The sequence below is a fragment of the Bacillus kalamii genome (genome assembly GCF_047238185.1).
GTDB lineage: Bacteria > Bacillota > Bacilli > Bacillales > DSM-1321 > Bacillus_AD.
In genome coordinates, this window is sequence record NZ_JBDFMI010000001.1 from 1,238,447 (window position 1) to 1,262,882 (window position 24,436).

The 24,436-nt window shown below is 42.7% G+C and carries 27 protein-coding genes and 1 pseudogene; 17 read left to right on the forward strand and 11 right to left on the reverse strand.

Annotation, left to right across the window (positions count from 1 at the left end; all coding sequences use genetic code 11):
• Window positions 1-2: 2 nt before the first annotated feature.
• The gene (locus tag ABC357_RS06185; protein ID WP_412886661.1) at window positions 3-380 is read left to right on the forward strand and encodes a hotdog family protein; all 378 of its coding nucleotides are present in this window, start codon (window positions 3-5) and stop codon (window positions 378-380) included.
• Window positions 381-581: 201 nt separating this feature from the next.
• Here the strand turns inward: ABC357_RS06185 and ABC357_RS06190 are convergent, their stop codons facing one another.
• The 3 genes from ABC357_RS06190 to ABC357_RS06200 form a co-directional block, all read right to left on the reverse strand.
• Window positions 582-755 (reverse strand): hypothetical protein, encoded by a 174-nt coding sequence (locus ABC357_RS06190; RefSeq protein ID WP_412886662.1) that lies wholly within the window; start codon window positions 753-755, stop codon window positions 582-584.
• A 111-nt stretch (window positions 756-866) separates the two neighbouring features.
• Window positions 867-1,061, reverse strand: a complete 195-nt coding sequence (locus tag ABC357_RS06195; RefSeq protein ID WP_412886663.1) for a YbdD/YjiX family protein — start codon at window positions 1,059-1,061, stop codon at window positions 867-869.
• Window positions 1,062-1,064: 3 nt separating this feature from the next.
• The gene (locus ABC357_RS06200; protein ID WP_412886664.1) at window positions 1,065-3,140 is read right to left on the reverse strand and encodes a carbon starvation CstA family protein; all 2,076 of its coding nucleotides are present in this window, start codon (window positions 3,138-3,140) and stop codon (window positions 1,065-1,067) included.
• Window positions 3,141-3,392: 252 nt separating this feature from the next.
• Here ABC357_RS06200 and ABC357_RS06205 point away from each other — a divergent pair, with 252 nt between their 5' ends.
• From ABC357_RS06205 to ABC357_RS06215, 3 genes are all read left to right on the forward strand, one after another.
• On the forward strand, window positions 3,393-3,923 hold the full coding sequence (locus tag ABC357_RS06205) for a PH domain-containing protein (protein WP_412886665.1): 531 nt from the start codon (window positions 3,393-3,395) through the stop codon (window positions 3,921-3,923).
• Window positions 3,904-5,361, forward strand: coding sequence for a PH domain-containing protein (locus ABC357_RS06210; RefSeq protein WP_412886666.1), 1,458 nt, complete (start codon window positions 3,904-3,906; stop codon window positions 5,359-5,361). The genes ABC357_RS06205 and ABC357_RS06210 overlap by 20 nt, the downstream gene beginning before the upstream one ends.
• Before the next feature lie 194 nt (window positions 5,362-5,555).
• Complete coding sequence (locus ABC357_RS06215; RefSeq protein WP_412886667.1) at window positions 5,556-5,795, forward strand: hypothetical protein; 240 nt, start codon at window positions 5,556-5,558, stop codon at window positions 5,793-5,795.
• Between the two features lie 154 nt (window positions 5,796-5,949).
• Here ABC357_RS06215 and ABC357_RS06220 read toward each other — a convergent pair whose 3' ends face one another.
• Genes ABC357_RS06220 through ABC357_RS06235 form a run of 4 tightly spaced genes read right to left on the reverse strand, consistent with a single transcriptional unit; the run spans window position 5,950 to window position 8,828 of the window.
• Window positions 5,950-6,336 carry a 5-carboxymethyl-2-hydroxymuconate Delta-isomerase gene (locus ABC357_RS06220; RefSeq protein WP_412886668.1) on the reverse strand — a complete coding sequence of 129 codons (387 nt, stop codon included), beginning with the start codon at window positions 6,334-6,336 and terminating at the stop codon, window positions 5,950-5,952.
• Window positions 6,337-6,349: 13 nt separating this feature from the next.
• Window positions 6,350-7,090 (reverse strand): fumarylacetoacetate hydrolase family protein, encoded by a 741-nt coding sequence (locus ABC357_RS06225; protein WP_412886669.1) that lies wholly within the window; start codon window positions 7,088-7,090, stop codon window positions 6,350-6,352.
• Window positions 7,087-7,890 carry a fumarylacetoacetate hydrolase family protein gene (locus ABC357_RS06230; RefSeq protein WP_412888594.1) on the reverse strand — a complete coding sequence of 268 codons (804 nt, stop codon included), beginning with the start codon at window positions 7,888-7,890 and terminating at the stop codon, window positions 7,087-7,089. Before ABC357_RS06230 ends, ABC357_RS06225 begins: the two co-directional genes overlap by 4 nt.
• Before the next feature lie 32 nt (window positions 7,891-7,922).
• On the reverse strand, window positions 7,923-8,828 hold the full coding sequence (locus ABC357_RS06235) for a LysR family transcriptional regulator (protein WP_412886670.1): 906 nt from the start codon (window positions 8,826-8,828) through the stop codon (window positions 7,923-7,925).
• 158 nt (window positions 8,829-8,986) lie between these two features.
• On the opposite strand from ABC357_RS06235, the gene hpaI reads away from it, so the two are divergent.
• From hpaI to ABC357_RS06260, 5 genes are all read left to right on the forward strand, one after another.
• Window positions 8,987-9,916, forward strand: a complete 930-nt coding sequence (gene hpaI / locus ABC357_RS06240; protein ID WP_412886671.1) for a 2,4-dihydroxyhept-2-ene-1,7-dioic acid aldolase — start codon at window positions 8,987-8,989, stop codon at window positions 9,914-9,916.
• Between the two features lie 32 nt (window positions 9,917-9,948).
• Complete coding sequence (hpaE, locus tag ABC357_RS06245; RefSeq protein WP_412886672.1) at window positions 9,949-11,463, forward strand: 5-carboxymethyl-2-hydroxymuconate semialdehyde dehydrogenase; 1,515 nt, start codon at window positions 9,949-9,951, stop codon at window positions 11,461-11,463.
• A 15-nt stretch (window positions 11,464-11,478) separates the two neighbouring features.
• Window positions 11,479-12,960, forward strand: a complete 1,482-nt coding sequence (gene hpaB, locus ABC357_RS06250; RefSeq protein ID WP_412886673.1) for a 4-hydroxyphenylacetate 3-monooxygenase, oxygenase component — start codon at window positions 11,479-11,481, stop codon at window positions 12,958-12,960.
• Window positions 12,961-12,973: 13 nt separating this feature from the next.
• A complete protein-coding gene (gene hpaD, locus ABC357_RS06255; protein WP_412886674.1) occupies window positions 12,974-13,957 on the forward strand; it encodes a 3,4-dihydroxyphenylacetate 2,3-dioxygenase in 984 nt (327 codons plus the stop codon).
• 118 nt (window positions 13,958-14,075) lie between these two features.
• Complete coding sequence (locus tag ABC357_RS06260; protein ID WP_412888595.1) at window positions 14,076-14,534, forward strand: flavin reductase family protein; 459 nt, start codon at window positions 14,076-14,078, stop codon at window positions 14,532-14,534.
• Window positions 14,535-14,740: 206 nt separating this feature from the next.
• Here the strand turns inward: ABC357_RS06260 and ABC357_RS06265 are convergent, their stop codons facing one another.
• The 4 genes from ABC357_RS06265 to dhaK all read right to left on the reverse strand — a co-directional run bounded on the left by ABC357_RS06265 (window position 14,741) and on the right by dhaK (window position 17,185).
• Window positions 14,741-15,034 carry a hypothetical protein gene (locus tag ABC357_RS06265; protein WP_412886675.1) on the reverse strand — a complete coding sequence of 98 codons (294 nt, stop codon included), beginning with the start codon at window positions 15,032-15,034 and terminating at the stop codon, window positions 14,741-14,743.
• 113 nt (window positions 15,035-15,147) lie between these two features.
• Entirely contained in the window at window positions 15,148-15,537 is a 390-nt protein-coding gene (dhaM, locus tag ABC357_RS06270) for a dihydroxyacetone kinase phosphoryl donor subunit DhaM (protein WP_412886676.1), read from the reverse strand.
• Window positions 15,534-16,163: a dihydroxyacetone kinase subunit DhaL gene (gene dhaL, locus ABC357_RS06275; protein WP_412886677.1), complete on the reverse strand. Its 630-nt coding sequence runs from the start codon at window positions 16,161-16,163 to the stop codon at window positions 15,534-15,536. The genes dhaM and dhaL overlap by 4 nt, the downstream gene beginning before the upstream one ends.
• A gap of 26 nt (window positions 16,164-16,189) precedes the next feature.
• Window positions 16,190-17,185 (reverse strand): dihydroxyacetone kinase subunit DhaK, encoded by a 996-nt coding sequence (dhaK, locus tag ABC357_RS06280; protein WP_412886678.1) that lies wholly within the window; start codon window positions 17,183-17,185, stop codon window positions 16,190-16,192.
• Window positions 17,186-17,613: 428 nt separating this feature from the next.
• Between dhaK and ABC357_RS06285 the strand changes: the two genes are divergently transcribed.
• The 8 genes and pseudogenes from ABC357_RS06285 to ABC357_RS06320 all read left to right on the forward strand — a co-directional run bounded on the left by ABC357_RS06285 (window position 17,614) and on the right by ABC357_RS06320 (window position 24,392).
• A complete protein-coding gene (locus ABC357_RS06285) occupies window positions 17,614-17,997 on the forward strand; it encodes a VOC family protein (protein WP_412886679.1) in 384 nt (127 codons plus the stop codon).
• Window positions 17,998-18,565: 568 nt separating this feature from the next.
• Window positions 18,566-19,408: a MurR/RpiR family transcriptional regulator gene (locus ABC357_RS06290; RefSeq protein ID WP_412886680.1), complete on the forward strand. Its 843-nt coding sequence runs from the start codon at window positions 18,566-18,568 to the stop codon at window positions 19,406-19,408.
• A gap of 26 nt (window positions 19,409-19,434) precedes the next feature.
• A pseudogene (locus ABC357_RS06295) lies at window positions 19,435-20,580 on the forward strand (M20 peptidase aminoacylase family protein).
• On the forward strand, window positions 20,570-21,385 hold the full coding sequence (locus ABC357_RS06300) for a GNAT family N-acetyltransferase (protein ID WP_412886681.1): 816 nt from the start codon (window positions 20,570-20,572) through the stop codon (window positions 21,383-21,385). The pseudogene ABC357_RS06295 and the gene ABC357_RS06300 overlap by 11 nt, the downstream one beginning before the upstream one ends.
• A complete protein-coding gene (gene menC / locus ABC357_RS06305; protein ID WP_412886682.1) occupies window positions 21,375-22,484 on the forward strand; it encodes an o-succinylbenzoate synthase in 1,110 nt (369 codons plus the stop codon). Before ABC357_RS06300 ends, menC begins: the two co-directional genes overlap by 11 nt.
• A gap of 105 nt (window positions 22,485-22,589) precedes the next feature.
• Window positions 22,590-23,267: a YkvI family membrane protein gene (locus ABC357_RS06310; RefSeq protein WP_412886683.1), complete on the forward strand. Its 678-nt coding sequence runs from the start codon at window positions 22,590-22,592 to the stop codon at window positions 23,265-23,267.
• A 14-nt stretch (window positions 23,268-23,281) separates the two neighbouring features.
• On the forward strand, window positions 23,282-23,665 hold the full coding sequence (locus ABC357_RS06315) for a hypothetical protein (protein WP_412886684.1): 384 nt from the start codon (window positions 23,282-23,284) through the stop codon (window positions 23,663-23,665).
• Between the two features lie 301 nt (window positions 23,666-23,966).
• A complete protein-coding gene (locus ABC357_RS06320) occupies window positions 23,967-24,392 on the forward strand; it encodes an RbsD/FucU family protein (protein WP_412886685.1) in 426 nt (141 codons plus the stop codon).
• The last annotated feature ends 44 nt before the right edge of the window (window positions 24,393-24,436 follow it).

Consider the following 24,436-nt stretch of genomic DNA (forward strand, 5'->3'; position numbering starts at 1 on the left):
AAATGTCATTGAAAGTGGGAGACATAATTACATTTGAACGAACTTTTACGGTAAGGGATGTTGAATTATTTACGGAGATTTCAGGTGATGAAGGAATTCACCATATAACCCCTGATGAACAAGGAAGGCTTGTCATTCAGGGATTATTAACAGCAACGTTACCAACAAAAATAGCTGGAGATAATAACGTACTAGCTCGTAGTACCAGTTTTGAATTTTTAAGACCGGTTTTTACGGGAGATACAATCGTTTGTAAAGTTAAAATTGAGAAATACGAAAAGCGAGATAATAAAAGAACGTCTTTCGTTGCATCGTTTATATGTAAAAATCAGAATGAAAAAGAAGTATTGAAAGGAGATGTATCAGGCGTAATTCTTTAAACCATCAGCTTATTTAGCAGTAGATCATGGCTATCATTTGATGGTCTTTTTCTAATGTAGCTACTTGGCAAGAAGTTCAATAAAGATTGGATAAAATTGTTTAAATATAGTTATGTCTTTTTCTAATAATATTAATTTGAATAGACACTATGAAACAAAAATGAACTGTACTCGGATGACAGTTCATTTAATAGGCAGATATTATTTCGCATTCTTTAGAGGGGAAAGTACTTTGTTATAAAAAAAACGTTCCCATTGAGCTAACAAACCGGTCCCATTTTCACCACGTTGAATGTCAATTTCGTGTTTTGTGTGAAATTCTGTTATTCGTTTATTATGCTCTTTGTGCCATTGATGGAGAGCAGTTTGTTTCATTTATTATTCCTCCTTTTGGTTCACTTCCTCATTATATATCCCAGATTGATTATAGCAAAGTGAAATTATGCAGAAGAAAACCATCCGTATGTATCCGGATGGCTTTCTTGATTAACAGCAGCGGTTCACTTTGCCGCTTTCATACCGTTCTTTCAAGGCATACAGATAGTATTCCTTTTCGCTCATGACAGACTTGTTGGGATGCTTCCTCTTTTGATGGTTAAGATATAATTCATAATTAGGGAGCCCGAAGATGACTTTTATGCTATAGCTTGTTTTTTTTAGAAATTGCTTCAGTTTCAGCATTTTTTACCCTCCAATGCCTGTATTGTTCATTTGTGATTGGACGAATGGCGTTTCGTGCAGGACTGGTTTCTTTTTCTTCACTAGGATTTGATACCATACTTTAAACGAGGCGATGGTCATCAATAGGACGATTGCAATGAACACAATCGTTAAAATGGCGTCCATCCGGTCATTGAATACAATCTGTTTCATGACATCCATATCTGTCGCAGGGGCGACGACTTTGCCTGCATCGATGCCATCCTGATAGATTTTTGCATGTGAGAAGAAGCCGATGGCGGGTACACTGGAGAAGAGCTTCATGAAAGCGGCTGTCAACGTCGTAACGGTAAGAAAGACAAAGGGAATAAGTGTGACCCAGGAATGCCTTGCCTTGCCCATCTTAATGAGGATTGTGGTCGCAACTGCGAGAGCGATGGCGGCGAGCATTTGGTTGCTGATCCCGAATAAGGCCCATAGTGAGTTGATGCCTCCGAATGGATCGATAGCCCCTTGGTAGGTGATGTACGCCCAGCCGACTGTGATCAGAGCGGAAGCGATGATGTTGGCAAACAGATTATTTGTTTTGGCAAAAGGCTTATAGAAGTTGCCGACCAGATCTTGAAGCATGAATCGTCCAATCCGAGTGCCTGCATCGATGGTCGTTAGTATGAATAAGGCTTCGAACAGGATAGCAAAGTGATACCAAAAGGCTTTGGCTCCTGCAAGGAAGCTGGTGAAGATTTCAGCCATCCCCACTGCAAGGGTAGGGGCACCTCCAGTTCTTGACATAATGGTCGTTTCGCCAATATCTTTCGCCGCATTCGTTATTTCCTGGGGAGTGACGGTGAATCCCCAGTTAGAGATGACAGAAGCTGCTTGGGCTGCATCTGTTCCGATGGCAGCTGCAGGAGCATTCATGGCAAAATACAGGCCGGGATGCAAGGAACAGGCCGCGATCAATGCCATAATGGCAACTCCTGATTCCATCAACATTCCCCCAAAGCCAATGAAGCGGGCATGGCTTTCTTTTTCAATCATTTTAGGCGTTGTACCCGATGAAACAAGCGAGTGGAATCCGGAAACAGCACCGCAGGCGATTGTTATGAATAGGAACGGAAATAGATTTCCGGCGAATACAGGTCCTGAACCGTCGATGAATGTACTGATTTTTGGCATATGCAAATCGGGCAGTACAATAAGAATACCGGCAGCCAATAGGAAAATGACGCCCACTTTCAGAAATGAGCTTAAATAATCCCGTGGGGCAAGCAATAGCCAAACAGGCAGAATAGACGCGACAAATCCGTATATGCCGATCATGATCGCCAACTGGGCGCCAGTAAATGTGAATATTTTTGCCAATTCAGGGGTTTCAGCTACATGTTGGCCGCCCCATAAAGCAAGCATCAGTAAAATGAAACCGATAATAGAGCCCTCCAGTATTTTGCCCGGGCGGATGAAGCGCATGTAAATGCCCATGAGGAAGGCGATTGGGATGGTTGCAGCAATAGTAAAAACACCCCACGGGGAACCCGCAAGCGCTTTCACAACGACAAGAGCTAAAACAGCCAATAAAATCATCATAATGACGAGGATGCCAAGGGAAGCAATGATTCCACCAAATGCACCGACTTCTTCCTTGGCCATTTGGCCGAGCGAATTGCCATTTCGGCGCATAGAAGCCATCAAAATGACTGAATCCTGGACGGCTCCAGCGAGAACAACACCTATAATGATCCATAATGTGCCGGGCAAGTACCCCATTTGCGCGGCCAGGATCGGCCCTACAAGCGGCCCGGCACCAGCTATCGCCGCAAAATGGTGTCCGAACAAGACCCATTTATTGGTCGGCACAAAATCCTTGCCGTCGTCATTGATTTCTGCAGGCGTTGCACGTTGGTCATCTAATTTAAACAATTTATAAGATATGAATTTACTATAAAAGCGGTAAGCAACTGCATATGTGCAGACAGCAGCGATCAAAAGCCAAGCAGCGGATATCGTTTCCCCGTTCGCAAGGGCCAAAAGGGCAAATGCGGCGCCGCCGGCAACGGAAATGACAGCCCAAATCAGAATGGATAGCCATTTTTTATTCATTGTATAACCTCTCCTTTCTTTTTGCCATGCATTGAACCTCCATTCTTCCGATATTTTGAATTTTTTGAAATTCAATCACATCATAACCGAGCAAGGCTATTTAATCAATATGCTTCTAGCCATATATTTATTTTTCATAGGTTCTTTTGAAAAAGGAATTGTACAAAAACCGTTATAATAATAGAATAAATATTTACTTTATATGAAACTTTCATATCAGTAAGACGTAAATAGTAGAAGAGGTGACAATATATGTATTTGGACATACCAGAGCCGACGAGGCGAATTTCTAAGAAAGCAGTAGCTGTATGGCGTCTTACCGGTACCCTTTCTTTTATCCTTTGGACGTTCGCGCTTAGCGCATTATTATTCTTCGATCATACGTATCATTGGTATGATTGGATTGGCATTATTATATATATCGCGATAGCGATTAATAGTCTGTTTGGTGTATACGAGATTGTTTTTAAGCCCTATTATTTACATAAGACGTGGCGTTATGAAATCAATGAAGAGTTTATTCATCTGAAAAACGGGCATCTGATTGAGGAAAATACATTGCTCCCCATGACAAAGGTAGAGTATGTATCAACTTCCCAAGGCCCTTTTTTGAGAAAGTATCACTTATATAATGTGAATATCGGGACAACGGCTTCCATCCATACCATTCCAGCCATAATGGAAGAGGAAGCCATTGCCCTTACCCATCAGATTGCCCGTTATGCGAAGGTGAAGGATGAATTCGAAGAGGAGAAAGCTGAACATGATGAACGAAAGGCATAGATTCCATCCTGCTTGGATGCTGTTTGAAATGTGGTCTTACGTGAAAGGCACCTTCTTCATTATTCTGTTTTTGTTCATTTTCCGGTTTGATGAAAATACCGGGTGGGTTTTGTGGGCTAAATATGGATATATTCTTCTGTCTCTTTGGATGGCCATCTACATCTTTCTGAAATGGACAAGGCTGCAATATGCATTCAAGAAACAGGTTATTGTTTTTTATGAGGGTGTTTTTGTACGGAAGGAAAGAACAGTGCCTATTGATAAAATCCAAAACCAACATACCCAGACGAATATTCTCCACCGATTATTAGGCTTAACATCGCTGACGATTGAGACAGGAACGACGGCAGGCGAATCTTCCATCGAGTTTAAGGTCATTTCAAAGAATGAATATGAAAAAATCATGGAATATCTTCTTATGCTTGAAGGGAACGGTGTGGAAAATCAGCCTCAAAAGCCTGAAGCAGCCATCCTGTTCAGGTCGACGATGAAGGATAATGTGAAAGCGTCGTTTACTTCCTTAAGCTTCTTGGCCATTTTCCCCATCCTTCTAGCAATTTATTCGAAGGTGGCTGACATCGTTGACTTAGACCAAAAGGCTGAATCCGTTTTTGCTTATTTTGGACAGCATCTCTGGTTTTTAGTCCCGTTGGCAATCATTGCATTGATGTTATCGTCGATTATCGGCTTTGTGCAGACGTTGATCAAATATGGCAATTATGAGATTTCCAGCGATAAGGAGCGCATTTACCTGCAAAAGGGGATGCTGCGCTACAGTTCTTTCTCGATTCAAAAGGATCGGGTGCAGGCCATTGAAATCCGCCAATCCTTATTAAAGCGACTGTTCGGCATGGCTGAGATTAAAATGATTTCTGCAGGGAATACGGGAAATGATGACAATGAAACAAATTCCTTATATCCCTTTATGCCGAAGAATGAGGCATATAAGCTCGTCAATGAGTTGTTGCCCATGTATGAAATAGAAGAAGATATGTTGACGCTGCCGAAGAAAATCCTCTGGCTGCGCCTATTAAGGCCGTACTATGTGACGTTTATTGCTTTGGCGATTACAGGGATTTGGTTCCCGGCATGGCTTTGGATACCGGGTGTGTTATTCATGTTAGCGATCATATCGCGTGTGCTTGATTTTATGTGGACGGGTTACAGTCAGAATGGGGCATTCATGCAAATCAGAAAAGGCGGCTTTACAAACGAAACGTTCCTGACAAGAGTAGAAAAGATACAGGAAATCGAGGTCCGACATTCCTGGCTTCAACGTCTGTTTCATGTAGCCACTATTGAATTCAACAATCGGGCGAAGCCGATCAGGGTCAACGAATTGAAAGATTTGTCTGCAGAAGAGGCAAATGAATTTTTCCAATGGTTCCGACAGTCGATTGAAATAAGAAAAAAGCCATCTGATAGACTCTCCAGATAGGTAAATCAACTGTCTGGCGGCTGCATGTTTATGTATTCATGTTTGTAACGATTCGTTTTATATCGAAACGACAAAAGGTGATCCCTCAAATGGGGTCGCCTTTTTGACTTTTATCTATGATTTTGGCAGTTCCGGAAAAGATGGAATGATATTTGTGGTAAAATTATACATACATTCTATTTGGGGGGATCTTAATGGAGAAACTCTTGGTAAAAACAGCTCTCTATACATTTGTCGTTTCTTTCTCAATCATGCTGGTTTTGGTAGATAGAGTGAGAGTGACAAAAGATGTTACTGGCATGTATTCAAGTGAAGCTTATACATATCCAGACTATTTTTTTATGCTAATCAGATATTCTCTCATTCTTACATTCATTGCTGTTTTAATCGTGATTTTGAAAAAGGGGTGGGTGAAATATAAAGGTCAGAAATAATCCTTCATTCTGAAACTAATAGTATACTCTCTTTAGTCATTCATAAATAAACACCGCAAAAGTTATAGTGGATTCTAACTTTTGCGGTGCCGCGATTTTGCTCGGCCTTTTTGCAGCCAAGCTGATGGAATGTTTTGAGAAAGGTGTGTCTTTTTTACTTGGAAAAACGTGAATGAATGTTGTTTTTCTTATAGGTGCCTGACTCACTGAATTCAGCGATTTCCATCGAGAGGGCCAAATACCTGTCAGTAAACAGACCTTCAAAGTGTGTGCACATCATATTGAAAAGTTCATTACATACTTTCTTTTTCTGTTCCTCGGTCCGGCCTGCACCCATTTTGAACGTAGCATGCACGAAGGCGTCGTCTTCCTTTCCGTCTGCAATGCAATAGTCCTCCAGTCCGATTGCGCGCGAACGGATGCCTCCTTTCGGAAATATATCGGCGTTTTCCATAAGGATCAGATTTACTTTTTTGAGCAGTTCCGGAATATAAGCTTCCGTTTTGATATTGTTTGTATATTCCACAATAAAATGGGGCATAGTGACCTCCTTGTTATTCAGCAGCAATTGTATTCATCAATGCACCGATTCCTTCTATTTCTGTCACGACAACATCTCCGGATTTTGTATCTGCCAAGCCCTCGGGTGTTCCCGTCAAAATGATATCATCCTTGTTCAGCGTCATGAATGAACTGATATATTCGATCAAGCGAGGTATGGTGAAGATCATATCCTTTGTTGAACCTTCCTGAGTCTGTTTACCATTGATAAACGTCTTTAAAGTAAGATTCATTGGATCTTCGATATCATCTCTATCCACAAGCCAAGGACCGATTGGTGTGCAGCCATCTCTATTTTTGACACGCAAATTCGGCCGATAATAGTTTTCTAGATAATCACGAATGGCATAGTCATTGGCGATTGTGTACCCTGCAATATATTGATAGGCATCCTCTGCCTTTACATCGCGTGCCTGTCTGCCAATGACAACCGCCAACTCGCATTCATAGTGCATATTGGCCGCATCATTCGGACGGTATGTTATTCCCCGGTGGCCAATGAATGTGTTAGGGCCCTTCAAGAAAATTAACGGCTCAGCAGGGGCATTGAATGCCAGTTCCTTTGCGTGGTCGGCATAGTTCAATCCAAGTGCGAGAACCGTCCGTGGTTCAACCGGAGGAAGCCAAACAACGTCTTCCTCATTTACTTTATTGCCATTAGGAAGAAGAAGCATGCCGTCTTCTTCAATGGCTGTATAACGGTAGCCATTATACATAACTCTTGCCTGTTTCATCCTTTTGCCTCCTTGTTGCCCATTGGTTGTTTATGCAAAAGATAGTTTTGCAATGTACCTATGCCTTCGATTTCAATCTCAATCATGTCGCCGTCACGGGCGATGGGCTGGTTTTCAGGAATGCCGACAAGCAGTATGTCACCCTCCGCCAATGTCATGAACTCTGTGACGTCCTCAAGCAGCTGTTCAACAGGACGGATGAGATTGGATGTATGGTTTTGCTGCCTGATTTCTTGATTGACCGTCACGGTGATGGAGACATTATTTGGATCAGCCAAAGAATGTGCATCGATGATCCAAGGGCCTACAGGGCAGAAGCCATCCCTTGCTTTCTGCTTGATTGCCGGACGGTAATAGCTATCGTGGGGGATACTGACATCGTTCACGATCGTATACCCTTTTATAAAGTTTAGCGCTTCCTCCTTCTTAATCTTGCTGGCCGTTTTCCCGAAGACAATTCCGAGAGCGGCGCCGATTTGTACTTCTTCATAATCGGAAGGCAACGGAATATCACAGTTATGGCCGATTACTGTATTTCTGGGTTTGATATACAGGATGGGTGCTTTAGGAGGTGACTGATAAGGCTTTGAACCCATTTTAGGCTGGAGGGATTCATATTCTCCCTTGTAGTTTAATAGTGTCCCGTATACAGTTCCCTCTACAGGCGGTTGCAGCATTACTCCAGAAGCCGATGCCATACCTGTTTCAAGGGCCAGTTCATTCGTTCCGGGAAAAATGGTTATGCATCTTTCTTCTTTGAATCCATTTAAGCGGACAAATGCATTGCTCAAAAAAATCACTCCTTTTAAAGTCATTAGGGCTATATATACATTTAATTGGACAGCGAAGATGAAGGCATTGTGCGGAATAGTTCAATAAAGCGTTGTGTACTTTTACTGATGTAGCGGTCCTTAAGCCAAACGAGCGCAGCTTCAGCCATTATGTGGGCGTCTTCCAGTTCAAGAACAATGGTGTTTTCCAGCTGGAAGGAAAGAAGGGTCGATTTTGGGACGATGGTGGCACCGATGCCGGCAGAAACGAGTGAAAGCAGGATGGAGGCATCGGGGCATTCACCGATGATGGAGGGCTCGAATCCATGCCTTCTGCATTCATCCACGACAACTTCGAATTGGCCCTTGCCATTAATCCGGTGAAGCAATAATAGAGGCATCTGTTTAATTCTGTTCATTTTTATGCTGGTCTTCCCTTGGGCATGATCCTTCCAAGCTGCCGGGATGACCAGCATATAAGGCTCCAAGGGAAATGAAATCATATGGAGATTGTCCAATTCGATAGGCAGTCGGATAATGCCTAATTCAATATCACGGTTCTTCAGTAGCTGGCTAATATAGGATGTATCTCCCTCGCGCAGGCGATAGGTGACTAGAGGATAGTGATCGTGGAAGATTTTCATACGCTGCGGCAGATAGGAAAAGCAGGATTTGCTTGCACCGATACTGAGAACACCTTGTATGCCGGCATCCGTTTCCTTTACTTCTGATTTTGCTTCGGAGACTTGCTCGAGAATGAACCTCGCCTTTTCATAAAGGACCCTCCCCGAATTCGTCAGCTCCAGATTCCTGCCGATTCTTTCGAACAGTTTAACGCCAAGCTCAGCCTCCAATTGTTTCAGCTGCTGGCTGAGAGGGGGCTGTGCCATATGCAGTTTTTTCGCTGCACGGGTGATCTGCCCTTCCTGGACAATGGTACAAAAGTAATGAAGCTGTCTAATGTCCATTTATCATCCTCCTGAAAGTTTCATATGTTTTTCATATGGAAAAGGAATATTATCAATATTTTTTATATACCTTATCACATGGTACATTGATAATGGAAGGGTTTTCAGTAAAAAATTTACAATTGTATATTTGAAACAAATGAAAGGCGGGAAGTGAAATGGAAAGGTATTCTGAGGCAAAGAAAAAACTGAGAGGGTCGATTGCTCCGGTCATTACACCGTTCCATGAGGATGGAAGCATTGATTTTCCTTCCTTTGAGGCATTGATAGAGTGGCATATTGCGAGTGGCAGCCATGGTATCTCTGTAACAGGGACGACTGGCGAACCTAGTTCCTTGACGGTTGAGGAACGGATTAAAGTGATGCAAACAGCTAAAGCAGCCATCAATGGACGTGTTCCGTTCGTGCCAGGAACAGGCTCTACGAATCATCAGGAAACACTCCATTTGACAAAAAAAGCAGAGGAAATGGGAGCCGATGCAGCCTTGGTCATCGTACCTTACTACAATAAACCTTCACAGCACGCACTCTTCAAACATTTCAAAGCGGTGGCGGACTCCGTTGAATTGCCAATCATCCTCTATAATATCCCCGGGCGGACCGGTGTCAATCTGGAAGCCGACACTATGGCACGTTTAAAACAAAGCTGCCCGAACATCATCGGTGTAAAGGAATCGAACAAGGATTTCGAGCATGTCAATCGTGTACTCCTGAAATGCGGCAGGGATTTCAACCTCTATTCGGGAATTGAGCTTCTTTGCTACCCGATGCTTGCCATCGGAGGGGCCGGGCATATATCAGCAACTGCGAATATTGTTCCCGACAAGGTTGCAGCGATATATGATGCATGGATTGAAGGAGACATCCAAAAGGCGCTTGACCTTCATTTTGACTTGATGGAATTGAATGATGTTCTGTTTACGGATACGAATCCAGCACCTGTGAAAGCAGCGCTTGGAATGATGGGCAAAATCAAGCCGGTTCTCCGCATGCCGATGGATGTCCCTAAGAAGGAAATCCAGGATGAAATCGAACGGATCTTAAAAACCCATGTACATTTGGCGGATAAGGCAATGACCCAATCGTAAAAAACTGAAACCTAAATAAAGAGGTGGCAAACATGCAAGACCATTTGACAGCCGATAAAAAATCGCATCAGCAAACAGAAGATGTACAGATGTATATAAACGGCCAGTTCGTACCGGCCAAGTCTGGGGAAACCTTTAGCAACAGGAACCCATACTCAAAAAAAGTGATCAATGAAGTGGCAAGCGGCGGCAAGGAGGATATTGACGAGGCTGTATCGGCTGCCAAAAGAGCCTTTAATGAATCTTGGAAACATTTGAAGCTTGCAAAGAGGCTTTCGTATATGGAAGCAATTGCTGATGCCATTGAGGGTGAAATCGAAGAAATCGCCTATTTAGAATCATTGGATACAGGGCTTCCAATAAGCCAGACGAGAAAGCAGGCGGCACGTGCAGCAGCCAATTTCCGTTTCTATGCTTCGATGGTGGAGAGCAAGCTTCATGGAGAGGCCTATCAGGTTGACAGTGAATTCATTAATTATACGGTTTATAAACCGTTGGGTGTCGTTGGTTTAATCACACCTTGGAATGCACCTTTCATGCTGGAAACGTGGAAAGTGGCACCGGCGCTTGCTACCGGGAATACGGTGGTGCTTAAACCGGCAGAACTTTCTCCCTTAACAGCCAATAAACTGGCTCAATTGATCGAGAAGGCTGGATTGCCGAAAGGCGTTTTCAATGTTGTTCACGGTTTTGGTGAACAGGCTGGTGCGGCACTTGTTTCACATCCTGATGTAAAGGCGATTTCATTTACTGGCGAAACTGTAACAGGAACAGAAATTATAAAAAATGCCGCTGTATCGTTAAAGAAAACATCTATGGAGCTTGGCGGGAAATCACCGTTTATCGTGTTCGGCGATGCCGATGTGGAAAGGGCGCTCGATGCCGCCCTATGGGGGATATTCTCTTTTAATGGCGAACGCTGCACGTCCAATTCCCGGGTTTTCCTTCATACCTCCATAAAAGAAACATTCATCAAAAAACTGAAGGAGCGGGTAGACCATATCAGGATAGGCGATCCGCTTGATCCAGACACGGAATTAGGGCCATTGATCGAGGAAGCTCATTATGAAAAAGTGAATTCATATATTGAACTGGCAAAGGAAGAAGGCTGTGCTGTTTATCAGGGAACGGTTCCTGAAGCATACAAGCAGGGGAATTACGTTCCGCCGACAGTTTTGCTGAATGCCAAAAACGATATGAAGGTGTGCCAAGAGGAAATATTCGGCCCTGTCATGGCTGTCCTCGAATTTGAAGAGGAAGAAGAAGCCATCGCATTGGCGAATGATGTGAAATATGGCCTGGCTGCCTTTGTGTGGACGAATGATATTAAACGTGCCCATCGTGTAGCCCAGGCAGCAGAGGCAGGCATGGTCTGGATTAACTCCCATAACACCAGGGATCTGCGCATCCCCTTTGGAGGAACAAAGGCGAGCGGGATAGGAAGGGAAGGGGGGCATTATGCCTTCGAATTTTATACCGAGCCATCCGTAATCCATGTGGCTACTAGCGACCACCATATACCACAGGTAGGCAAGAAAAAGTCTTAATAGGGGGAAACAGTTATGGGAGCAAAAACAGGGAAAGAGTATAAAGACCGTCTGAAGAAAGCAAACAACAATATATATGTCCATGGGGAAAGAGTGGATGATGTCACTGAGCATCCCGCATTCAAAGGGGTTGTCCAATCGATGGCTGATCTGTATGATCTCCAATTTGAAAAGAGCGACAAAATGCTTTATACGTCTCCTACAACAGGCTCGAAAGTAGGAAAGACATTCCTGCAGCCGAAAACAATTGATGATTTGATTATGCGCCGTGATGCCATCCAGGAATGGGCGTTGACATCAGGTGGAATGATGGGCCGCTCGCCGGATTATTTAAATGCAGAAGTTATGGCGATGGGTGCCTCCAATGAATTATTTGCCGAAGCAGATCCAAAGTTTGCCGAAAATGCAGCGAAGTATTACGAATTTGCCCGCGAGAATGATATCAGTCTTACACATACATTGATCCATCCCCAAGTGAACCGTGCAAAAGCCCAGCATGAACAAAAGGATGCCAACGTTGCCTTGCATCTTGTCGAAAAGAAAGCGGACGGAATCGTTGTCGACGGCATCAGGCTGTTGGCGACACAAGGCGGCATCACCGATGAACTGCTTGTTTTTCCTTCTACTGTAAAAAAGGCCGGAGAGCTTGACGACCCTTACTCGATTGCTTTCGCTATTCCGAATAATACAGATGGTCTGAAGTTCATCTCACGAGAATCGTTCGATTATGGAAAAAATGCATGGGATCATCCATTGTCATCAAGGTTTGAAGAAGGTGATGCCATTGTTTCATTTGAAAACGTCTTTGTACCGTGGGAACGGGTATTTGTCTGTGGGAACTCCTCTATTTGCAACCGGACATTCCGTGAAACGAACGCGGTTGTCCATATGTCACATCAGGTTGTATCCAAGAATATCATAAAAACAGAATTCCTTCTGGGCGTCGCCCTATCCATAATGGACAGCATCGGAATCGACCAATTCCAGCATGTGCAGGATAAAGGAACAGAAATTATGCTAGCGCTAGAAACGATGAAATCCCATCTGTACCGGGCGGAGCACAATGCGAAACTGGATAAATGGGGAACAATGACGCCTGATTTCGATGCTTTGGATGCCGCGAGAAATTGGTATCCGCGCGTATATCCGCATATGGTGGAACTTGTCAGGATTTTGGGTGCATCCGGCTTGATGGGCATTCCAACCCAAGCAGATTTCAATCATGAAGAATTGGGCGACATCCTTCACCGCGGCCTCCAGGGCAAAAATGTGCAGGGATATGAGCGTGTACAGCTTTTTCGTTTGGCATGGGACTTGACCATGAGCTCTTTCGGCAGCAGGCAAACCCATTATGAATATTACTTCTTTGGCGATCCGGTCCGCATGGGGATGACCTATTTCGAAAATTATAGCGCGAAGGAAGAACTGAAGGCGAGAGTGAAGGATTTCTTGGGGAAAGCGGCTTCCAACACCCGTTCGTCCTTCCAGAATGTTTAAGGGGGAACAGGGAATGAACGCTGATATAATCCGTGCCGCCCGGGCGGTCCTGCATGTGAAAGACCTTGATGAATCAAAAGCTTTTTATGTGGATGCCCTTGGGTTTATTGAAACAGAAAGAACGGAAGATGCATTATATCTACGAGGACTGGAAGAGCATTGCCATCATTCACTCGTGCTTAAAAAGGCGGATGAGGCTGCGCTGGAAGCGATGGGCTACAAGGTCCGCTCAGAAGAAGAACTCGATGCGTTGGCGTCTTTTTTTGAAGCAAAGCATATGAAGGTGAAATGGATGGGAAAGGGAAGCCAGCATGCTTTGGGGCGGGCATTCCGTGTTCAGGATATCTGCGGGCTGCCGCTTGAATTTTTCGTGGAAATGGAAGGTGCCGAGAGAATGCTGCAGCGCTATGATCTATACCGTGGAGCTAAAGTGCAGCGGATCGATCATTTCAACAATCAAGTATGCGATGTTGAGAAAGCGTATGACTTTTATATAAAGGAGCTTGGTTTCTCCTGTTCAGAATATACAGCGGATGAGGATGATAAAATATGGGCCGCTTGGCTCCACCGCAAGCCGAGTGTACACGATGTCGCTTTTATGAATGGAGTGGGGCCAAGATTGCATCATATCGGTTTTTGGCTGAGCGATCCAATGAGCTTGATTAATGGCTGCGATGTACTAGCTTCATTGGGCTATTCACACTGTATAGAAAGAGGTCCCGCACGCCACGGATTATCCAATGCCTTTTTTCTCTACTTGCGTGATCCCGATGGCCATCGAATCGAATTATATAATGGCGATTATTTGACGAGCGATCCGGATTTCAAGCCAATACGCTGGGAATTGAATGACAAGAGGAGACAAACATTCTGGGGAGCGGAGGCGCCGGACTGTTGGTTTAATGAAGCGTCTACTGTCTTAGATGTACATACCGGGGGCAAAGTGGAAACAGCGCCCGGTAAATTAAAGCAGCACAAACCCATATTTGTGATTTAAGGTTGGCATTATCTATTATAGAAGGGACCTGATCTCTATGGAACAAGTGGCAGAACCTAACCGAACTAAAGGATCTCCTGCATCAGGAAGCCTCTCAGAAAAGGAGTGCGTGAAAGAAATGGATGATCAAATGTTCCGTAAAGCAATGGGGCAGTTTGCAACAGGAGTCACGGTCATTACTACGAGTATAGGCGATAAACCATTCGGGATGACGGCCAATGCATTTATGTCGGTCTCTTTATCCCCTAAACTGGTACTTGTATCGATCGGAGAAAAGGCGAAAATGAAAGGATATATAGATGAAAGCGGTTTGTTTGCCGTCAATGTGCTGAACGAGGATCAGAGGGATATATCCATGCTGTTTGCTGGACAGTTGAAGAAGGAACGGGATATATCCTTTGTATGGAAGGATGGACTGCCGCTTATCCCCCATTCCCTCGTCAGCCTTACTTGCAAGGTTGTCCAAGCGCATGTTGCGGGAGACCACACACTGTATATCGGCGAAGTGACGGGGTTGGAACAGAAAGAAGGAAAGCCGCTATTATTTGTTGGAGGAAAGTATAATCAGTTATCCTAAATGTTAAGATGGAAGGCTGCTTTCTTAATAGATTGCAGCTTTTTATGGTTATGATCCTAAAACAATTGTTATTCTGTGATTCATGGCACAAAAAATGTTCTTGATTTTTATAAATAATTGAATAACAACTAATACACAAACAAGCCAATCCTGTTGAGTATTGGCTTGTTTTAAAAATATCAATTACGTTGCGTTGTCTAAAATGTTCAGCTTTGTTGGTGAAGCATAAATTGCTCATACACTTCCTTCGGATAAAAACAATGAATGAACAATTCGGCAAGTTCTGGATTGCGCGGGTATAGGTAATCCAGTATAGTTGGGAAAATTGGATTTTTTCTCAAATAAGGGTTGTTCAATTCATTTGAATATAAAATACTTAATTGGTCCAGGAGTGCATCGACATGGTCTTCCGGAAAATAATATTTCCACATTTCGATTCGTTGTCCTGCTGATAAGCGGTCATTGGTCATTTTTTTATAGGTGCGGGGATTAACGGACATGCAAATACCTCATTCCAAAATAGTAGTTGTTATTATTGTAATAACCAACTGTGAGAACAAAGTGAAAAACATGTAGATATTTATCAGTTGTTTCAAGAACTTACTATTTAGACTTATGGCTTCTTCGAGTGTTTTCTTGTGGCTTCTGATGCCAGTAAAACCTCATCGAGTGATTTTCCCATGCCGGCTTCGACAGCGGCGACATAGCCTCCTTCGATAAATGGGGCATCAGCAATTTTAATGGAATCATCATCAGCTAATTCGACAGCCATTTCAGCGTTCATAAGGGAGCTTCCTAGGTCAAAAAGAAGCAATGTACCTGCAGATGAGTGCACTTCATCAATTGCTCGCTGGATTTTTTCCAAGCTTGTACCGAGTTTGCCTTCATCTGTGCCTGCTGCAATGGCTACTGCACTGTTTTTGACTGCTTGTGAAATAAGCTCTTTCAAGCCTAGAGCTATCTGTTCGCTATGGGAGATTAAGACAATCCCAACCTGGCTCATGATAAAGCACCATCTTTCTCTATAATGTCAGCGAGAGAGCTTAAGATATAATAGGAAGAAACTGCTCCGGGATCCAAATGCCCGATGGAGCGTTCCTTCAGATAAGAGGCTCTTCCTTTCGTTGCTTTCATTTCTTTAGTGCTCTCCATCGCTTCTTTAATTGAAGCATTGAATCCAGCAGAATCAAACGTATCATGTTGTTTCATAAATTCGAGTGCTGGCGACCAGACATCAATCATTGTTTTTTCATTTTCTTCTGCTTTTCCTCTTTTCTTGATGCCTTCAAGCGCACTTTGGATACTGGCTTTTAAGGACGTATAATCCACTTCGTTTATGCCTTTCAATGACATTGCCATTTTCAAGAAGGCAGTACCGTATAATGGACCGGATGCACCGCCAACTTTGGATATCAAAACCGTGGAGAAATCTCTCAGTATATCCGCTGGGGTATCATATACTTGCTGAGCTATTCTTTTTCTGCCTTCTTCAAATCCTCTTGCCATATTAAACCCATGATCTCCATCACCGATAGCTTGATCCAAATCGGATAATCTGACCTTGTTTTCTTGAATTTTTTCGTTACAGCTTAATAGCCATGTTTTTATGTGTTGTACGTTCAAAGTCATTCAAAACCCACCTTTTCTCTTTGTGTTTATACCCGGAAATGCAATGCATCTGAAGGGGCATCAAGCAACTCTTTCAATTCTTCGTCCAACTTCAGCATTGTGACCGAACAACCGGCCATATCAATAGCCGTCATATAATTACCCACAAATGTCTTATAGATATGGATCTTTTTTTCAGCCAACATTTCCTGCACTTTATTATTTAGGATGTATAGCTCCATTAGAGGTGTTGACCCCATGCTGTTCAGTATGAGAGCGATTTCATCGCCCTCTTTATAGATACCCTCCTGTAAAAGTGGCTGCAATAGATCTTTGGCAATGTCGTCCGCTGAACCCAACTGCATTCGCTTAATTCCCGGTTCTCCGTGGATCCCCATTCCTAGCTCCATTTCATCCTCGCCGATTTCGAAGCCAGGTTTTCCTGCAGCAGGGACCGTACATGGCGTTAAAGCCATACCCATCGAACGCGTATTGGCAACTGTTTTTTTAGCGACTCGTTTTACCTCCTCAAGGGTTGCTCCATTTTCCGCCATAGCTCCCGCCAGCTTATGTACAAAAATGGTACCTGCAATCCCTCTTCTGCCTGATGTATGTGTACTGTCTTCCACTGCTACATCATCATTGACAATGACTTGTTCAACCTTAATGTCATCCATTTCCGCCATTTCTGAGGCCATATCGAAGTTCATTACATCACCTGTATAGTTTTTTACGATTAAAAGGACGCCTTCTCCACCGTCAACTGCCTTTATGGCTTCCAGCACCTGATCCGGCGTCGGAGAGGTGAAGACTTCTCCACTGACTGCGGCATCAAGCATTCCTTTTCCGATGTATCCTGCATGTGCGGGTTCATGTCCGCTGCCGCCGCCGCTAACTAATCCGACTTTTCCGCTGACAGGCGCTTCTTTTCTTGCAAGCACTGAAGTATTAGGCAATTGTTTCAACTTGTTTCCATGGGCTAAGACCATGCCGCTTACCATATCCTGGACTACCTCATTCGGATTGTTAATCATCTTTTTCATCAATATTCCTCCCAACGTATATTTGCTTCCTATACATGTCCTATGAATCTATACCCGATACGATGACAAAAATGATGGCTTAGCAAAAAATATTCTTCTATGAAAACAGACGGAAAGGGGATGGCTAAATAAATGTTAATGGCAGATGATCATACTCAATCGGTAAATTCTTCTATTAATAAATGAATCAAGTGAATTTCTTTATTTGAATGTAGGTGAAGGTAATGGGGTACCTGATATAAAACAGAAAGAAGCTAGCTATGCATAATAGAGTAGATTGGAAAACTGTGCAGTCGATCATAAAGGACTGCACATGCAATATATATCTAATATGTGTAGTCCTTTATTTATTTTCTTATTGAACTAACACATGCGTTAAGTTGTTATATGTTATCATTTTAAATAAATCATTTGTAAGGAGAATAGGAATGAAAGTAGAACATATTGCAATGTATGTAAATGATTTAGACGCCACAAAAGATTTCTTTGTTACGTTTTTTGGTGCCGCATCTAACGCCAAATATCACAATCCCAAAACTGGGCTAGAAACGTATTTCTTATCATTTGAAGATGGTGCAAGACTTGAAATTATGAAACGTCCAGAAATGGATTCTCCTGAAAAAACAGTAACTAGAACAGGATTTATACATATAGCGTTTAGCGTTGGCAGTAAAGAGAAAGTGGACACATTGACAAGGCAACTATCGCAAGCAGGATATGAAACAATTAGTGGGCCCCGCACAACAGGAGATGGCTATTATGAAAGTTGCATATTAGGCCCAGAAGGTAATCAAATCGAAATTACTGAGTAATTATCTTGAATAACAAAAAAGACTGGTTCATTAAAATAGGTATAAGAATTATAGTTGTCTAAAGTAGCCTGTATCATAGATTACCTAGTAATCTATGATACAGGCTACTTTTTGTTGCACAAACGAATCCGATTCTTCAAGAATATTGATCATAAACGAAAATGGTCATTATAAACTATTCATTCTTTATAGGGATGAATCTCTACTTAAAAAATGTATTTATTTATAATACGGTCCGTCGAATCTACTAATGACATTCAAAAGAAAAAAGTGATTCCTTATTTTAGGAGGCAATCCAGTTTGATCAATACATTTCTATCCTTAATGGGTATATATTTTATCTTTAAGAGAGTACCTCTAACCAAGTGTTACTTAGTATTGTCTTCGTATCGATGCTGCGTCCCAATGCTTAGTTGAGGCAGGTTGATTAAGGGATTAAATATTCAGAAAATTTATTGAATTTAAAATAAGAGTGTGATACTATTGGTTCATTCTCGGATGAAGGCTTTCCTTCTTTTGATTAAAAATAAAGTAAATACTTCATATTTATGGAAGGATGGCTATTTATATGGATATTCATTCAATCACAATGGAGATGTATCCAAAATTGTCAACTAGCCAAAAAAAAGTGGCTAAATTCCTGTTGGATCATTCTCATAAATTTGCTATTGCCTCTGCTCAGGCAATTGGAAATGAAATAGGTGTAAGCGAAACGACAATTATCCGCTTTTGCTATGCCCTTGGGTTTAAGCGGTTCAGTGAGCTGCAGGCGCATTTGCGCGAACAATTTTTTTCACGTGCCAGTTCGCTCAATGTTTATCATTCCGCAAAATTGGAAGCAGCCGAATCCCCGAATTTCCTGGAAAGAGTGATGGGGCAGGATGCGGATAGCATCCAAAAAACGATCAATCAATTGTCTGTCGATGATTTCAATAAAGCCATTAATCATTTAGCGGAAGCAGATCAGGTGTTTATTTCCGGTCAACGATTATCGTATGCGGCAGCACATTGGTTCTCATTTACGTTGCGTTTGGTGAAAGAAAAAGTGCAATTATACAGGTCTGATTATGATGATTTTTTTCATTTTCTCGATGCTGTCAATGACCGTACCGTTTTCGTGTCTTTATGCTTTCATAGATATGTGAAGGAAACGGTGAAACTGACTGAAATGATGAAAGAAGCAGGTGCATTTGTCATCGGCATTACTGATTCCAAATTGGCCCCTATTGCTGAATTCAGTGATGCGCTGCTGACTGTCAAAGCTTCCAAATCGTCAACAATCGATACGGCCCCTGCGCTTTTTTCCTTGTTGAACAGCATGGTGGCCGGTGTATCAGTCAAGGATGAGGCAGCTTTTAAAAAACGGAAAGAACAATATGATTCCTTTAATAAGGATGATTTTTTTTATTAGCAGAGAAGGAGGGTGCGAGCATGGACATAAAAAAAGGGCTGGAATCATTGAAACCAGAAATTAATAGCATTTATAAGCATTTGCATGAGCATCCGGAAATCAGCTGGGAGGAACATGAAACAACCGCTTTTATAGTTGATTTATTGGCACAATATCCTTGCCAAATCCAAACTTTTGATGACTGCACCGGTGCGGTTGCCGAGTTTGGCAATGGAGAATACACCATTGGTATAAGGACAGATTTGGATGCACTATGGCAAGAAGTGGATGGTGCATTCAAAGCGAACCATTCCTGCGGGCATGATGGCCATATGACAATAACTCTTGGCGTTTTTCTGTTGCTTAACAGATTGGGGTACAAGCCAGATGGGAAGCTGAAAGTCCTTTTTCAGCCGGCAGAGGAAAAGGGCACTGGAGCTTTGAAGCTTATTGAAAAAGGAATTGTGAATGATATCGATTTTTTATATGGTGTCCATCTGCGGCCAGACTAAGAAGTGCCTGATGGTTATGCAGCCCCTGCAATCCTGCATGGAGCTGCTCAGTTCCTAAAAGGGGAGATTATCGGAACCGATGCCCATGGGGCAAGGCCCCATCAGGGACAGAACGCCATAGAAATCGGGGCGGAATTCATGACAATGATAAACAGCATCCATTTGGATCCGTCTGTACCGTATTCCGCAAAAATGACTCAATTTCAGGCAGGTGGGGAAAGTACGAACATTATTCCCGGCAAGGCTACTTTTTCATTGGATGTCAGAGCACAGAACAATGAAGTGATGGAGCAGCTTAAGGAAAAGCTTTTTTCGATTTCAAGAGCACTGTCGGTGGTCCATGGTGTCGAGATCCATCTAGAATCCGGTGCGTATGTGGCTGCCGCTGTAGCAAATGAAGAAGCCCAATCATTTATGGCTGCGGCCATCAAGGAAACAATGGGGGATAGCCAGTTGGTCCCTCCGGTTGTCACTACGGGCGGTGAGGATTTTCACTTTTATACACTCAAACGTCCGGAACTAAAAGCGACGATGTTGGGGTTAGGATGTGGGCTGGCTCCTGGGTTGCATCATCCAAATATGAGTTTTAACCAAGAAGCGCTTTTTGACGGTATCGAAATTTTGGCTAGAACCATCATCAAAACATTTGAAACGTATGGAGATGGTACAAATGGAAAATGAATTCAAGATCAAGTCCTTAACCACTTTACCTGAACTGGAACAAGTCCAGCAACTAGAGCAGCTTGTTTGGGGAATGGGCGCAATCCCGACTCATCAGACCTTGACGGCTGTCAAAAATGGCGGCCTAGTGCTTGGCGGATTCAAGGACGGTGAATTAGTTGGATTTCAATATAGCTTCCCCGGTTTTCGGAATGGGGAGCCCTATCTTTGCTCGCACATGCTTGCCATTCATCCAAATCACCAAAAAAAAGGCTATGGCAGGCTGTTGAAACAGGCTCAAAAAGAAGAAGCCTTGAAGAAAGGCTATCGATTGATTACATGGACATACGATCCTCTTGAAAGTGTAAATGCCACCTTGAATATAGGGAAGCTAAAGGCCATTTGCCGTACTTATATGGAAGATTGCTATGGCAAATTGGAGGGACTGAACGCTGGCTTGGCAACGGACCGCTTCCTAGTCGAATGGGAAATAGGCAAAAAGGAACAGCGTATCCATGTAAATGAGGCACATGCCTATAAGGCGGCAGAGGTGGGGGATAAAGCTGGATTCCCTGAAATCACTCATGTTGAATTAAATGAGGATTTTGAGACTGTTCTTGTACCTATTCCGACTGCTTTTCAACAAATCAAGAAGGAAGAGCCACAGCTAGCCATTGATTGGCGTATGAAAACAAGGGCCATCTTTCAATTCTTATTCCGAAAGGGCTATATGATCGTTGATGTCGACAGAAGCAGAGAAGAAGGCCTGCTCTATTATATATTGGGCAAACAAACAAATAATGGGGGAATGGAAGATGAAGATTAAAGAAGTTGTATTGCGCCAGTTAAAGATGGATTTGATCGCGCCTTTTACGACCAGCTTCGGCACGTTTGTCGATAAAGATTTTATCCTGGTTGAGGTGAAGAATGAAGAAGGACTATCCGGTTGGGCTGAATCGGTCGCTTTTGCTGCACCTTGGTACAATGAAGAAACGATCAAAACCAATTGGACAATTCTTGAGGACTTTTTGATTCCGATCGTTCTGGAACAGGAAATCAAGCATCCCGATGAAGTAAATGGCTTGTTTTCGCATATACGAAAAAACAATATGGCGAAATCAGCTATTGAAGGAGCCATTTGGGACCTTTACAGCAAAGAACAGGGAATTACACTCAGCGAGGCTCTGGGAGGCGAAGCAAAAAAAATTGATGTCGGAATTAGTATCGGCATCCAAAAAACAGTCCCGGATTTGATCAAAAAAATTGAGAATGCTCTAGAGAATGGCTATAAGCGGATCAAAATGAAAATACAGCCAGGATGGGATGTCGATGTGATCCGCCAAGTCAGAAACAAATTCCCTGAAGTGCCGATCATGGCAGATGCCAACTCGGCATACCGATTAAAGGATACAGATTTATTGAAAAAATTAGATCGCTTTCATTTGATGATGATAGAGCAGCCATTGTCTTCGGATGATATTATAGACCATGCTACACTGCAAAAAGAACTAGAAACACCCATTTGCCTAGATGAGAGCATCCATTCAGCTGAAGACGCGAGAAAAGCAATTGAACTTGGAAGCTGTCAAATAATCAATATCAAAATTGGCCGTGTAGGCGGCTTGTCAGAAGCGAAAAAAATCCATGATTTATGCAAAGTAAAGGGAATTTCTGTTTGGTGCGGCGGCATGCTTGAGTCCGGTGTAGGGCGTGCGCATAATATAGCTTTGACAACGCTCAGCAATTTTGTTTTGCCTGGCGATACGGCAGCTTCGGCAAATTATTGGCATAAAGATCTTATCATGCCGGAAGTAACCGTGGATGATGGTGTGATTACAGTGCCGCAGAGTCCTGGCATTGGCTATGAAGTGGATTATGGGGCTGTAGATGAATTCACGTGCTTCAGCAAAAAATATCGGGCATAGTAAAAAGGCCTTCCAGATGAATGTACATGGGAGGCCTTATCCTATAAGGGCTATCGTTATAAAATGTCAGAATAATCAATAATTTATCCGACAGGAGGGGCAATCATGAAGAACAGTATCAACTTAGCGGGAGCGTATATTGGGATCATCATTGGTGCGGGATTTGCGTCAGGGCAGGAGGTCCTGCAATTTTTCACGAGCTTTGGCGCTTACAGTATATTAGGGGTCGCAGTCGCTGCCATGTTATTTGCATTTCTGGGAATGCAGGTTACTCAATTGGGAAGCAAACTTCAAGCTGTTTCACATAAAGGCATAATCAATCACATATGCGGCCGATATGCTGGACCGATAGTCGATATTGCTATCAGCTTCTTTTTATTTGGAGTGACAGTGGTTATGATAGCCGGTTCCGGCTCGATTTTTGAAGAACAATTTGGCATTCCTTCTATTGTGGGTGCTGCTGCCATGACTATATTGACCATTGGGACTCTATTGCTGAATGTGAAAAAAATAATGACAATCATATCGGCTGTAACTCCATTTTTGTTCATCATCATGATTATTATAGCCTGTTTTTCTTTTTTTTCCTCTGATCTTAGTTTGACGGAAATGATGCATTCATCCAGCAAAAGCACAGCTGCAACAGACAACTGGCTGATCGGATCACTATTATATGTCTCCTATAACGTCACTGCCGGCATCTCTATGCTTGCTGTTATGGGAGGAACATTGAAAAGCCCGAAGGAAGCGGGCAGAGGGGGATCCTCGGTGGAATTGGTTTAGGGATATTGCTGTTATTGATCAATATAGGGATGCTGTCTGATTTACAAGGAATTAAAGACGTCAGCATGCCGACGTTATTTCTTGCAAATGAAATCTCGCCATTGCTCGGTCACTTATTGGCAATTGTCCTACTGGGCATGATTTATAATACAGCAGTCGGTATGCTTTATGCGTTTACCGCCAGATTTGTTCCGGCTGAAACAAAGGCGTTCAAATGGTCTGTGGTCGCAGTGGGAATCGTTGCTTTCTTGGCAAGCTTTGTCGGCTTTATTACGTTAGTAGGCACGGTCTATCCAATCACCGGTTATCTTGGCTTCTTTATTATTGCCGCATTGATCTATTCTTTGATCCGTGTGAAAGTCGGTAAAAGGGTATCCAAGGTGGAGTTGGCTGACTAGCAGGCTGTATTAGATTCCTATTCATGGCGTTATGCTTGGACTAAAAGAGTCCAGGTTTTTTTTGAATAATTGTATTCGGGGTTGTTGGTAATGGTTTTGTATGGTCCATTGAGTTTTCAATTGAAAATATATACCTCTATTTTAAAGTAAACAAAAACAAAGTTAAATAAAAATATTCAAAAGGATAAGAATATAATGTAAGATGAGGATATATGTAAAATTATTCAATTTGATTGGACGATTATGAATGTAGGAGTGGGCAACATTTTTAAGCAAATATCTAAAGAAGGAGAGTGATTATATGTTAAAAGGCATTCCGGCATCCATTTCACCTGATTTAATGAAGATATTAATGGAAATGGGACATGGAGATGAGTTGGTAATAGCAGACGGAAATTTCCCTGCTGCCTCTTGCGCAAATCGTTTAGTACGGCATGATGGACATGGAACAATTCCTCTGTTGGAGGATATCTTAACTCTATTCCCGTTGGATGAATATGTGAACGCTCCTGCTATTTTAATGGCAGTGGAAAATGGTGATACTCAGCCACCTATATGGGAAGCATATCATTCTATTATTAGCAAGCTATCAGATGATCTTGCTGCTATTGCTTATGTCGACCGTTTTTCTTTTTATGAAAGAGCCCGAAAAGCGTATGCTATTATTGCCACAAGCGAAAAAGCATTATATGCGAATATTCTGTTGAAAAAAGGTGTAATTTCATAAAAGAGATGAGGCGAGGCTAGCAAGTAGAGTTGCACTAGTAAATG